Raw genomic sequence first — 13,598 nt, forward strand, 5'->3', positions numbered from 1 at the left:
TAGGTTTTATCACTTTTAAAACAAGGCCCTGAAATAAATTCAGGGTGACGAGTAGTGTGGTTCAGGATGAAGTTACTTTCTATCTCAAAAATGAAGCTAATTCATCAACATGAGTCTGGGTTTCTTTAATCAATAGACCAATTTGAACCGCTGCTTCATTTGAGGTTTTAGCAAGGCTACGCACTTCGTCAGCCACAACGGCAAAACCTCTACCTGCTTCACCCGCTCTAGCAGCTTCAATAGCAGCATTAAGGGCAAGTAAGTTGGTTTGGTCGGCAACGGCATTAATTGTTGTTACCGTGGTTTGAATTTTAGTTAGTACCGTAGACATAGAGTGATGAGTTTCCGTGACTACCTTGTTGCGTGAAGAGACATTACTTCCAAAAACAATATATTTAGAAATATCGCCTTTGAAGTTGGTGATAGCAGAAATGATACAGTCAAGTGTAACTTCATTTCCTTGATGATTTAACGTCATCATTACAGCAGCAGGCTGCCCATTTTCAATCATGCCAACGCCTGATTTATCTAAATGATCTTTTAAATTGCCCATTACTGACTGTAACTGTTTATCGTCGCTCAGTTTTAATTGCTCTTTGGTATAATCATTAGCTGACACAAACTGGCCATTGTGGCTGAACTCAAGGACTGCAGAGTGACTACTAATCGCATCCCTTTGATCAATCTGTTCTAATACCTGCCTTTTTATATCTCGTACATCTGAGCTTACCCCTACAAAGCCTGTATGCTCGCCCCTTTCGTTAAAAATAGGATTTACTGATAAGACAATCCAATATGGCACATCATTCCTATCAAAATTGAGTATTTCTTCATAAAAAGGCTGTTTTGCTTTGAGTTTTTGCGATATGCGCTTAACCGTTTCTTTATCAGTTTGTTTACGCTGCAAAAAATCGCCAGGTTTTTTACCTCTAACTTCTTCAAGTGTGTACCCTGTAAGCGCTTCAAAACCAGGATTTACATACTCTACTAGGCCATTCTTATCAGTAATCAAAACGCTGGTGCTGGTGTTACTTACCACCGCTGATAGCATTTCAAACTGTTTGAAATCAGTATTTACAGTTTGTTTGACTAATACGAATGCCGTTAATTTACCTCTTGGTGAGTCAAGTTGAGATTTATTTACCTTGTAATAAATAGCGTCTTGTTCAGATAAACAAAGCTGATGAGATTTATGACTAAAAGCGCTTTGTATTGTGCTTAACAGTGCGGGGTCATCGGGGTCTAAGTAAGTGTTGTTAGCATTAATAGCATCTAAGTTTGCAGCCACTAATTTATTGTCTTTATCAAAAACAGCATAAGAATCCTCGCTTAAAGAGAGTAGTTTCTGCCAGCTTTTCTCACCGATTATTGTGTTAGGCACCTTATCAAACAAATATAACGAGCAAGACTCTAAGCCTTTAAGGGTAAGTGCAACAATATGCTCGCTAAGATGAACTTCGTTATTATACTTAATAATCCCACTGGCTTTGTCATAACTATTCGCCAGCGCACTAAATGCCTGTTCATGTTGAGCATAACCTAATTGCTGAGATAATTGATTAAACGCATGATTCGCAGCAATAACTTGTTTTGCATTATTGATGATGATAGCAGCGCACTGGTGAGTAATTACTATCTGTTCCGCCAATTTCTTTTGACTAATTTTGAGGTTAAACCACATAATGAAAAGGCACCCTTAGTAATGTTTTAAATGCTAAATATTAAACATATACTCAAATTGTTAAAAATTCGATTAAAATAGAACGAATTAATGTTTCTAGGCTTCCTATTTTTACAACAACTTGCGACGAGTGCGTGTCTTGTTTTTTTGTGCTGAGTATCTCGCTCAGGTAGTAGGATGGTTTTCAGCGTGAGATTTTGCGTCTATGCCGCTTAGGTTGGTCATGCTTTCTTGAGGGTACTCATGGGTGCCTGAAATATGAGAAAGCGCTTGTAAAATTGTAATGTTTTTCCATTTTTATGGTACTTCTTGTAAGTGCTGCTCTAGATTGTCATTAAGGTTTAACTTTTTCTGTCAGCTAATTGGTCAAGCTAATCTGTCTTTAAACTCACACAAGTCTTCGATATACAGCTTCGGTACTAAAGCCTACTTGCAGAACATACGCAGAGGCCATGCAAAATCAGCCAAGTTTAACTCTATTACCACTGATAATGACCTGATACACTTTTAGTGGTTTAGAAAAGATGCGCTAGTTTAGGATGACTTATTGCTCATGATAGAGAAAAGTACTTTAAAATTTGATGAAATAAATTACCTTGTTATTAAAGGCAATCAATCAGCGACTTTAAATCCATTAAGTTTTAAGTTGCTGCAAGCACTGGCGCAAACGCCACAGCAAATTTTATCCAATAAATCGTTAATGGCGAGCGTATGGCCAAACAATGCTGTTAGCCCTGATACCTTAAAACAGCGCGTATTTGTGTTACGAAAGTCATTAGAGCAATCGCCAATAACAGGCTTATCAATCAAAGCGGTAAGAGGAGAAGGTTATCGCTTACTGATTGAACAAGTGGCAACACTTACTGAGCAAACCTCAATCAATGAACCACCAAAAAATATAAAGTCGGATAAAATATCTGGGTTAAATAAAAATGTGCTCAGTATATCCTTGGCCACACTGTTAATGATCACAGCATTAATTTACTACAGTGCTCTGTCATTAAATCATGATAAAGCGAACAGCAATAATCGACTTGCATTGTGGACCAATATTCCTCCTAACGAAATGTCAAAAGATGCGTTAAGCATTTACCAAACATGGGATGGTTTACTAAACCAAGCCAACGGTGCGCAGCGTATTCAACTTATACTGTCAAACCAACGACAAGAACTAACCTTACCTACCCAAGCAAGAAAAGAGCGAGTAGCGCTAATTAGCTATTTTGAAGTAATAAAAGTTAACCAAGAAACAATCATAAAACTAACCATAATTGAGCCCGCGACTGCAACTGTGCTGCGTGCTAATACGTTTTCAACATCAACAACTTCACAGCTAATACCCACATTTCAATCACAGTTAAGCGGCATTGAAGCGTTAATGTCATCGGGAAAATTATATTTGAATAAACAGCAGCGTGAATATGCTAAAGCACCTATTTGGTCAACACTAAAGGCGCTTGCTAACCCAACATAACCATTCATAACCCTTTTTAACTAGCGGTTTTAGACAAATACATGCTCAATGAAGAAAAAGGAGCATGATATGAAAATACAATTATTTATCGTCTTGGCTTGGATTATTTATTCGCCAATGTCTAGCGCAAAAAATCACGATGAAATTCAACACGACAAAAGGCAAAACTATGAACGCGAGCTAATAAAACTGCTCGGCAGTTTGAATGAAGTAACCGCAGTGCCTGGTTTTTCAGTTGCCGTAGTGCATAAAGGAGAGTTGATAGCCTCGGCAGCAACAGGGTTTTCTGATTTAAAAAACAAAACACCCGCAAGAACCAGCACTACTTTTAGATTAGCCAGCGTGTCAAAAATCATAGGTGCTACCATGTTAGCGGAATTAGTCGTCAATGATCAGCTCGACCCAGATGTAAACATTGGCCGATATTACCCTGAACTTAATAAAAAATATCACGACATCACAGTGAGGCAGCTTATGTCACATACTTCAGGCATGCCACATTATCAAATAAAAGATTTTGATATATATAGTGAACATTTTGATACCGCGTTTGAAGCAGTAAAAACACTCAAAAATAGAGATTTACTCACACGCCCAGGTGCTGAATATTATTATTCAACTCACGGCTATACATTAGCAGGTGCTTTATACGAAAAAATAACCAAACGACCATTATCAATGGGTATTAAAAACTTCGTGACTCGTTGGACTGGTAAAGAAACCCCCGCAATTGAGAATATTAACAACCTTCACAATAGCAGCTCTCAGCTTTATGAACTTCGTAAAAGTGGTGCAAAAGAAATTGACTATGGAGAAAAATCATACAGTGTTTTCGGGGCAGGACTTTACGCGTCAGCAAGTGATTTGGCCCTTTTTGGCGGGCAGGTGCTAAAAAAAGTAAAGGCACAAAAGCTTTATCATCAATTACTGTTTACGCCAACAACAACTCAAAATGCAAACCCAGTAACAAGCCAACAATTTAGCGTAGGTTTTGGCTGGCGTATTGCTGAGGATTCGCATGGACGCACAGTATATCACCATGCTGGAGCTACACCGGGGGCTCGCTCAATGCTTGCTGTATTTCCTGAGCATAATTTAAGTATCGCTTTTTTATCTAATAGCAGCTGGATATCGTCAATTGACAAGTTAGTGTTTGCTTTAGCTGGGCTTTATATTGATGAAGCTAAGGCCCAGATGAGAAGCAATGCTAAATATCAAATTAGTAATAATGGTAATCAGATAAAAGGCATAACAAATTGCCAAGAAAATAAATGTTTATTGACAGATGCAACGACTGATTACTCACATTGGTTAAACACCTTTAATGTGAGTAAAGACCCAATTGAACAGTGGCCTGTGTTTGTCTATACCACCGAGCAAGGTCAGCGGTTATTGATGGTAAATAAGGTTGGCATAACGGCGTTTGAAGGTAAAAACAATAACTTTAAAGCCAAGGTCAATAAAGATAAAGCATACTCAATTAAACTGTTTGATTGAGTATGCGAACTAGTGAAGTCATCAATTTTGTCGGATGGCGTGGTTTCGACACTTATCCGACCTACGTTAAAAGGTAGGTTGGTTAAGCCGAAGGCGCCACCCAACAGAGTTTCAGGTTCACGCCTTGAATGACCGCTTCTGGCACAAAGCAGGCTTTGTCTACTCAGTTTTCTCTTTAAACTCACACAAGTCTTCAATCAGGCAAGAACCGCATTTGGGTTTACGAGCAGTACAAACATAGCGGCCATGTAGAATTAACCAGTGGTGTACGTCGACTTTAAATTCCGCAGGCACCACCTTTTCAAGCTTTTTCTCAACCTCTACCACGTTTTTACCCATGGCAAATTTGGTACGGTTCGATACGCGGTCTATGTGGGTGTCTACCGCTATAGTAGGCCAGCCAAAAGCGGTATTAAGCACAACATTAGCGGTTTTTCTGCCGACCCCAGGGAGCGCTTCGAGGGCTTCGCGGTTTTCGGGTACAATAGAGTTGTGTTGTTCAACTAATATATGGCACATCTTATAAACATTATTGGCTTTTGAATTAAATAAACCAATGGTTTTTATATAATCTCTTAATCCTTCTAAACCAAGGTCTATGATTTGTTGTGGCGTGTTAGCAACTGGAAATAATTTTCGGGTGGCTTTGTTTACGCCCACATCAGTGGCTTGAGCGGATAGGGTAACTGCAACTAACAATTCAAAAGGTGATGAATACTCAAGCTCGGTCTCTGGATGAGGATTGTCATCTCGCAGTCGGGTGAGTATTTCTATACGTTTTTGTTTGTTCATAGCGGTATCTTATTGTTTACGTTAAGCTGGTTACACGGGCGCGTGGCGCTTTTTCAGGTTCGGTACTCGGTGCTGATTTGGCTTTAATTTGCGCATCTATTACGTTTTTAGCGGCAATTAATAAGCCCATTCCTAAGAATGCACCGGGTGGTAAAATTGCCACTAAAAACTGGCTATCAAACTCAAAAATTTCAATGCGTAAGTTAGCAGCCCATGGGCCTAATAATAAATCCGCACCATCAAATAGGGTTCCTTGGCCAATTAGCTCGCGCATGGTGCCAAGTACCACTAAAACGATAGCGAAACCTAACCCCATCATAATGCCATCCCATGCGCTAAGGAGTGCATTGTTCTTTGAAGCAAACGCTTCGGCGCGTCCGATAATAGCGCAGTTAGTGACAATCAAAGGGATAAAAATACCCAAAGATTGATATAGACCAAAGGTATAAGCATTCATCAATAGTTGAATAATGGTAACAAATGCAGCGATGATCATCACAAAAACTGGGATACGAATGTCTTTAGGCACCCAGTTTCTAACTAAAGACACCGTTACATTTGAGCCCACAAGTACCAATAGTGTGGCAATGCCAAGTCCAAGGGCATTCGTAATTGTGCTGGTAACTGCGAGTAAAGGGCATAGGCCTAATAGCTGCACAAGGGCTGGGTTATTAACCCACATGCCTTCTTTAAATAAGTTTTTTACTTGGCTCATAGCGCATCTCCATTACAAACGTTGTCAGCTGCAAATAAGGCGGCAAAGTTTTCTTGGGTGAACATAACGGCTTGTTTGACAGACCCTACAACAGCGCGGGGAGTGATAGTGGCACCAGTAAATTGGTCAAACTGACCACCGTCTTTTTTTACTGCAAATTGTTGAATATTATCTTTATTAATACTCATGCCATTGAATGATTGTATCCAAGCTGATTTGGCCAGCTCAACTTTGTCACCAAGACCGGGAGTTTCTTCGTGGCGAGTGACACGAACACCCGCAATACTGCCATCAGATTTAATGGCCGTTAAAATATCAATGTTACCACTGTAACCCTTTGGTGTGATGTGGCGAACTAGTAAAGCGGATGGCTTGCCGGCTTTAGTGGCGCGATAAATAATATGAGGACCCGCAGGGCCAAGCTCTGGTGCATTGCTGGTGGTGCAATCTAGATACAATAAATTGTCATGCTCATCAGCTGGCAATACTTGCCCAAGTAGTTGCATTAGGTGTTGCTTTTCTTGTAATGCAATACGTTCTGCGGTTATTGACTGAACGAGCGCAACACTCCCTGTTGTTGCCAAAGCAAAGGCAGTTAAAAGTGCGCCATTGCGATACATAGATTGCGCTATCATTTTGTTGCTCCATGGCCATACGTTCTGGGTTGCGTGTAGTGATCAATCAGCGGTACAGCCATATTCATGATAAGCACAGCAAAGGCGACAGCATCAGGATAGCCGCCAAAGTTACGGATAAGGTATACCAGCAGGCCAATGCACGCGCCGTAAATTAACCGACCACGATTGGTGGTTGAGGCAGAAACAGGGTCTGTGGCAATAAAAAATGCACCTAACATGGTGGCACCGCTGAGCAGGTGAAACACGCTGCCAGCTTGACTGCCAGGGGCAATGATAAACCCAATAGCAGCACAAAACGCTAAGCTGCCCAACATAGCCAGTGGAATATGCCAATTAATTATTTTGGCTTTTAATAAAAATAAGCCGCCAGCTAAATAAGCCAGATTAACCCAAGCCCAACCAATACCTGCAAGCTCTCCAAACTGTTTGCCAGACATTGCCTCAGTAACGGTTAGGTTTTGCGATACTGCTGTTTTAACGGTATCTAAAGGGGTTGCCATGGTGGAGCCATCAACAGTTACCATTGCACTGATAAGGCTTTGTCCTGCCGTATTCGCTTCTAAAAAAATCAGCGAAAGAGTATCAATAAGGCTTATAGGCTGCGCTATTAGTTCGCTCGGTACAGTCCAGCTGGTCATTTGCACTGGGAACGATATAAGCAATAACACGTAAGCGGCCATCGCTGGGTTAAATAAATTAAAACCCAATCCACCATACAATTGTTTAACCATAGCGATGGCAAATAGGGTGCCAATGACGATGACCCACCAAGGTGCTAGAGGTGGAATGCTGATAGCCAACAACACGGCTGTTAACCAAGCGCTACCATCACTAAGAGCAGGCCAAATAGGGCGGTTGCGTATTTTTAGCATACACGCTTCGCTTAAACTAGCCGTGACAAGTGCGATAAGCAATTGCACTATTACACCAAAGCCGAAGAAGTAACACTGTACGATAATGCCTGGTATACAGCATGCAGCCACAGTTAACATCAGCTTACTAACATTTTTATGGCTGTGGTTATGGGGCGATGAGGCCATGGTTAGCTTCATGACGGATCATTTCCTTCTTGTTCTTTGGCTTGTTTTTTGGCTTTAGCTTTCGCTACAGCTGCCTTGATTGCTGCTTGGCGCTTTTGCTGTGGTGTAAGCAGTTCACTGTTATCTAGTTCAGTTTGCGCGTTATCTGTTGGCTTAAGCTCACTTACTGGCTGCATCGACTCACTATGGGTATTTGTCGTCTGAGAGTTTTCTTCAGCCTGTTTGGCGGCTTTTTTAGCTTTAGCACGGGCAATAGCGGCTGCCACGGCCGCTTTGCGCGGGTCGTCATTTTCGCTATTTGGTTGCGTTTGCTCAGGCTCAATGCTCGATGTGTTTTCTTCAGCCTGTTTGGCGGCTTTTTTAGCTTTGGCACGGGCAATAGCAGCTGCAACGGCGGCTTTACGCGGGTCGTCGTTTTCGCTACTTGATTGCGCTTGCTCAGGCTCAACGCTGGATGTGTTTTCTTCAGCCTGTTTGGCGTCTTTTTAGCTTTGGCGCGGGCAATGGCGGCTGCAACGGCGGCTTTGCGTGGTCGTTGTTTTCGCTATTTTGTTGCGCTTGCTCAGGCTCAACGCTCGATGTGGTTTCTTCAGCCTGTTTGGCAGCTTTTTTAGCTTTAGCGCGGGCAATGGCCTGCGCCACAGCATCTTTTTTATCATCTGTATTTGCAGGAGTGTCTTCAGTGCTTTGCTTTTGTGCCTTATACGAGCGAGCTTGTTCTTTACGTTTAGCGCGTTCTTGCGCTATTTCGCTATTATCAGGCTCTAAACTGCCATCAGCGGCTTTTTTGGCTTTAGCACGTTCAATAGCGGCTTGAACGGCTGATTTATCACCTTGCTTTTGTTTTACTCTTTCGAGTGCATCAGCGACCTTGGCTTTTTCTACCTCTGGTTTAGTGGCTCTTGATGCGCCACGTTTGTGCCTATTTTGACGAGCTTGTTGCTCTTGCTCTAATCGCTCTTTACGTGCTTCAAAGCGCTCTTTAGCACGTTCAGCTTTTATCTGATCTAGTTTTTGCTCTCGAACTTCAGCTTTGGCAACACGGTAATATTGCACTAAAGGAATTTCACTCGGGCAAACGTAAGAGCAAGCGCCGCATTCAATACAGTCAAATAGATTATATTCTTCAAGTTTCTCGAAATCTTTGCTTTTAGCAAACCATTGTAACTGTTGTGGCAATAACGTTTGTGGGCAAGCGTCTGCGCATGCGCTACAACGAATACAGGCTTTTTCATCACCGGGCTCTACAAGCTCTTGGTTGTCTGGTGCTAAAATACAGTTAGTGGTTTTTACGATTGGAATACGTACCGTGGGTAAGGTAAAGCCCATCATCGGGCCACCCATTATCACACGTTGTTCAGCAACGGGAGTAAAGCCTTGGCTATCGAGAAGGTGTTTAATTTCAGAGCCAATCAGCGCCCATACGTTTTGTGGCTTATCAATTGTATTACCCGTTACGGTAACCACACGTTCAATCAATGGTTTGCCTTTATTTACCGCTTCACTTACGGCAAATAAAGTACCTACATTTTGCACTAACACACCGATGTCTGCAGGAATACCACTACTTGGCACTTCTTTTGAAGTCAGAACGCGGATCAGCTGTTTTTCACCGCCAGAAGGGTATTTAGTAGGAATCGCACGTACTAAAATACTGTTGTTGTGCTCACAAGCTTGTGTCATAGCGGCAATGGCTTGCGGCTTGTTGTCTTCAACACCTACTAACACATATTGTGGTTTTAATAGTTGCTGCATTATCTCAATGCCTTGCACTATCTCGGCTGCGTGTTCTTGCATCAACAAATCGTCGGCGGTGATATATGGCTCACATTCCACACCATTGACTATCAAGTATTCAATAGCTTGGTGGCTATCGGCCTTGATATAGGTTGGAAAGCCTGCGCCTCCCATACCTGCAATGCCAGCGTTATGTAAAATATCAACTAACTGCTTGTTGGTCAGTTGTGTAATATCGTCAACAGGCGCTAACTCGCACCACATATCATTACCGTCTGGCACTATAATAATGCTTAGCTCTGGTAAAGCTGATGGGTGCGCAGAAGGCGCAGATGTGATATCCAGTATTTCGCCAGATGTTGGCGCGTGAACAGGTAAAGACCAGTTTGCACTGGGCTTTGTAAGCGGCTGACCCTTCAGTATTTTATCACCCTTATTGACAAGTAATTGGCCATTGGCACCAATATGCTGTTTAAGGGGGAGTACAATTTTATCTGGTAGTTGCAGTCGAGCAATAGGCAGTTGATTTGACAATGACTTCTGTTCAGGTGGGTGCACACCGCCTGGAAACTGCCACAGGGTGCCACGTTCGATTTGTTCAACTAACGAGTCCACTTAAACCTCTTAATCTATTTGTTTCACGGCAATGGCATCTAATTGCCATTTCCATGTTTGTTTGGTTTGCTCAACAGGCAGCATATCAATGCAGTCAACGGGGCATGGCTCTACGCATAAATCGCAACCAGTGCACTCATCATCAATTACGGTATGCATTTGTCGTGTGGCGCCAACAATGGCATCAACAGGGCAGGCCTGAATGCACTTTGTGCAGCCAATACACTCATCTTCGCGAATGTACGCAACTGTTTTGACAGGCTCGGCTTCTTCGCCACCGGCTAAAGGTTTTGCCTCCACGCCCATTAAATCAGCGAGTTTTTTAACGGTAGCTTCACCGCCGGGCGGGCACTTGTTAACTTCATCACCATTGGCAATTGCTTCGGCATATGGGCGACAGCCAGGATAACCGCATTGGCCGCATTGTGTTTGCGGTAAAATGGCGTCCACTTGGTCAACAATGGGGTTACTTTCAACACGGTATTTTACTGCGGCATAGCCCAGTATTAGGCCAAATATCAGCGCTAATGAGCCCAACGCAATTAAAGCATAAAACAAAGTCATTATTATAATTTCACTAATCCAGAAAAGCCCATAAAGGCCAGTGACATCAAGCCTGCGGTTATCATGGCTATAGAAGCACCCTTAAATGGGGTAGGTACGTCAGCAGCAGCCAAACGTTCACGCATAGCGGCAAACAGCACTAAAACTAAAGAAAAACCAACCGCAGCGCCAAAACCATATACGGCAGAGCCTATAAAAGTGTGATCTTTTTTGATATTGAGTAATGCAACACCCAATACGGCGCAGTTGGTGGTGATCAAGGGTAAAAATATCCCCAATAATCGATATAATGTCGGGCTGGTTTTGCGTACCACCATTTCGGTGAACTGGACAACAACCGCGATCACAAGGATAAAGCTCATAGTTCTTAAAAAAGTAAGCTCAAGTGGCAACAAGATATATTGGTTGACTAAATAGCTGGTAACAGAGGCTAAAGTTAGTACAAATGTGGTTGCTAGTGACATGCCCACAGCAGTATCTAACTTTCCAGACACGCCCATAAACGGACATAGCCCCAAAAATTGCACCAGTACGAAGTTGTTTACCAGCACCGTACCGATAAGCAACATTATATATTCAGTCATTACAGCCCCTATAGTGAAAAACTAAGGTGTGTTTTAGATGGCGCTGATTTTAACAATTATGTCCACCAAGATCATAATAAAAATCAATGATTTTAAAAAACAGAACTAGGCTTAGTGCCTTAATTTGTTGACACCTTTGCAGTTAAACAAAATAAGGCCAAGAAATGGCCTTATTTTTAGCGCTAGAACGTGTCTTAAATTTCTTTTGGCTTTTCTATATAGTAACCTTGCACGCCATCAAGACAAAGCGTTTCAACAATATGTTTTTCTTCTTGTGTTTCAACGCCTTCAGCAAATACATTTACGCCAATACGGTGTGCAAGGTCGACCATTAAGCGCATAAAGTATTGGTTGTTTTTATCTTCTTCTAGTCCGCGCGTGTAGCTGGCATCCATTTTTATAAAATCAGGCTTCAAGTCTCTGAAAAATTTAAATGAAGTCAAACCAACACCAAATCGCTCAACGGTAATTCGTGCTCCAACACGGTGAATCATATCAATAAAGCGCTTACTCGCTTTGATATTTTGTTGTAAGCCAAATTCACTGACCTCAAATACTAGTTTCGAAGCGATATTGGCATCTTTTAATAGTCGACGCTCTAGCCAAATCACAAATTGATCACTATGCGCACTTGATGCAGTAACATTAATACCAAAATACTTCTCTGTTAAGTTACGGGTTTTTATTAATTCAAGAGAGCTGTCAATTATCAAACGGTCAATATCAATGGCCATATCAAGCTTCTCAGCCATTGCTAAGAATGATGCTGTCGGTAGCATTTGGTTTTCTTCAGTTTTAAAACGCGCTTGAATTTCAGCGTATGCTTTGGTGTTCTTACCAACAGGCATGATATTTTGCATCATTAATGCAACGCGCTTAGAGCTAATAACTTCGCTAATTACTTTACGCCAGTTTTGGTTACCAAACCCCGCGCCTACATTATTCATTAGGTCAGACTCACGCTGCATATGCCATGCATTTGCTTGTTTGCTTTGTGCCATACTCATCGCGTTATCAACTACAGAAAGCAGCTCACCTAATGGTTTGCCCGTCTCATAAGGGACAATACCTGTGTTAGCGACAGAGCTTAGCTCTTGGTTTTGCTGAAATTGAGTAAATCGGGCTTGTAAGGTTTCGCCAAAAAGTTCAGCATCTTTTGAAGGTGCATTAGGTAAGATCACGGCAAAGTCAGAGCTATTCAAGCGAAATACTTGGCTCCCTGTATAGGTACCGCTGACATGTTTAATAATGTCAGATACTGCTTTAATATATTCATCCCCTTTTTGGTAACCACGAGTTTGATTGATTATCTGCAGCTCACTACAGCGAATCATCGCGAGACTACCAAAGGTCTTTTTTGCTACCGCTTCAATATTATGTTCGTAGTATTCAACAAACATATTACGGTTACCAAGACCAGTAATAACATCTTTATAGGCTTCTTGTTTAATACTTTGTGCAGCACTTTTGATATCGTGTTCTTTACTCTTTAAAAAATGTGCCAAGCGCTTAAATGAAGGAGTTAAGTCTGCGCCAAGTGATTGCATTTCTTCGGTATCAAATTCACTATCAATATTAGTTGAGTTTTGATTTCGAGTAATATACACGTCAACGGCATCTGCTACTGTTGTACTGACATTGCGTATGAGTCGTCGATAAATAGTACGCATGTAAAAAATAGGGATAAATGCCAGTAGGGCAGTGACAGCAAACGTTAGTAGCATAGCTTGTTGTAACATTTGGCCTTGGCTTTGGGCATTAATAACAAACTCTATTTTAATATCTTTGGCTTGATTTACTGAAAATTGCGGACGTACTGCATTAATATTCGACTCGATCAGGCTGCTCAAAATAGGTAATGAACGAGGTTGGTTAATATTGAGAATTGTTTCACCATTAAAGTCACGCACAATAAAGGTAGAGAATACTTTTCCATCGGCTAAAGCTGTTTGAATATGCTCAGGGGTAACATCAGCAATGGTTTTATTGTGGATGTACTGTGTAACCATTGATTGTGCACTTTGTTGAGCTTTGCTGACAGCTGCGTCAAAGCTTGATGCAAAAAATAGTACGCCTAAAAGTGAAAAGACTAACCATGAAAAAAATTGTAGTAATATGAGTTTTTTGAAACTAGCCATTATCCAGCCATTATTTTTAATCTATCAACGAGGGAAGAAAAGTTGCATTAAATCAAATTTTTGTTTTTATTTATGCTGATGTAGAGTAGTCGAAAAGTACTTGCATGTCTATTGAAATGTCAT

10 protein-coding genes and 1 pseudogene are annotated in these 13,598 nt (G+C 41.5%); 2 read left to right on the forward strand and 9 right to left on the reverse strand.

What is annotated here, in order from left to right; translation table 11 throughout:
* Window positions 1-79: 79 nt before the first annotated feature.
* On the reverse strand, window positions 80-1,681 hold the full coding sequence (locus SANK73390_RS18250) for a methyl-accepting chemotaxis protein (RefSeq protein WP_462767837.1): 1,602 nt from the start codon (window positions 1,679-1,681) through the stop codon (window positions 80-82).
* A 553-nt stretch (window positions 1,682-2,234) separates the two neighbouring features.
* Between SANK73390_RS18250 and SANK73390_RS18255 the strand changes: the two genes are divergently transcribed.
* A complete protein-coding gene (locus SANK73390_RS18255) occupies window positions 2,235-3,155 on the forward strand; it encodes a winged helix-turn-helix domain-containing protein (protein WP_462767838.1) in 921 nt (306 codons plus the stop codon).
* 69 nt (window positions 3,156-3,224) lie between these two features.
* Window positions 3,225-4,652 carry a serine hydrolase domain-containing protein gene (locus SANK73390_RS18260; protein WP_462767839.1) on the forward strand — a complete coding sequence of 476 codons (1,428 nt, stop codon included), beginning with the start codon at window positions 3,225-3,227 and terminating at the stop codon, window positions 4,650-4,652.
* 159 nt (window positions 4,653-4,811) lie between these two features.
* Here SANK73390_RS18260 and nth read toward each other — a convergent pair whose 3' ends face one another.
* The 8 genes and pseudogenes from nth to SANK73390_RS18300 form a co-directional block, all read right to left on the reverse strand.
* Window positions 4,812-5,444, reverse strand: coding sequence for an endonuclease III (nth, locus tag SANK73390_RS18265; protein ID WP_462767840.1), 633 nt, complete (start codon window positions 5,442-5,444; stop codon window positions 4,812-4,814).
* Window positions 5,445-5,460: 16 nt separating this feature from the next.
* A complete protein-coding gene (locus SANK73390_RS18270; protein WP_462767841.1) occupies window positions 5,461-6,159 on the reverse strand; it encodes an electron transport complex subunit E in 699 nt (232 codons plus the stop codon).
* Window positions 6,156-6,794, reverse strand: a complete 639-nt coding sequence (rsxG, locus tag SANK73390_RS18275; RefSeq protein WP_462767842.1) for an electron transport complex subunit RsxG — start codon at window positions 6,792-6,794, stop codon at window positions 6,156-6,158. Before rsxG ends, SANK73390_RS18270 begins: the two co-directional genes overlap by 4 nt.
* Window positions 6,791-7,849, reverse strand: a complete 1,059-nt coding sequence (rsxD, locus tag SANK73390_RS18280) for an electron transport complex subunit RsxD (RefSeq protein WP_462767843.1) — start codon at window positions 7,847-7,849, stop codon at window positions 6,791-6,793. The genes rsxG and rsxD overlap by 4 nt, the downstream gene beginning before the upstream one ends.
* Window positions 7,846-10,189, reverse strand: a pseudogene (rsxC, locus tag SANK73390_RS18285) (electron transport complex subunit RsxC). The gene rsxD and the pseudogene rsxC overlap by 4 nt, the downstream one beginning before the upstream one ends.
* A 9-nt stretch (window positions 10,190-10,198) precedes the next feature.
* A complete protein-coding gene (rsxB, locus tag SANK73390_RS18290) occupies window positions 10,199-10,753 on the reverse strand; it encodes an electron transport complex subunit RsxB (protein ID WP_261591777.1) in 555 nt (184 codons plus the stop codon).
* A gap of 2 nt (window positions 10,754-10,755) precedes the next feature.
* The gene (gene rsxA / locus SANK73390_RS18295) at window positions 10,756-11,337 is read right to left on the reverse strand and encodes an electron transport complex subunit RsxA (protein ID WP_070993143.1); all 582 of its coding nucleotides are present in this window, start codon (window positions 11,335-11,337) and stop codon (window positions 10,756-10,758) included.
* 194 nt (window positions 11,338-11,531) lie between these two features.
* A complete protein-coding gene (locus SANK73390_RS18300; RefSeq protein ID WP_462767844.1) occupies window positions 11,532-13,475 on the reverse strand; it encodes an EAL domain-containing protein in 1,944 nt (647 codons plus the stop codon).
* Window positions 13,476-13,598: the final 123 nt, after the last annotated feature.

This window comes from Pseudoalteromonas sp. SANK 73390, assembly GCF_054966645.1.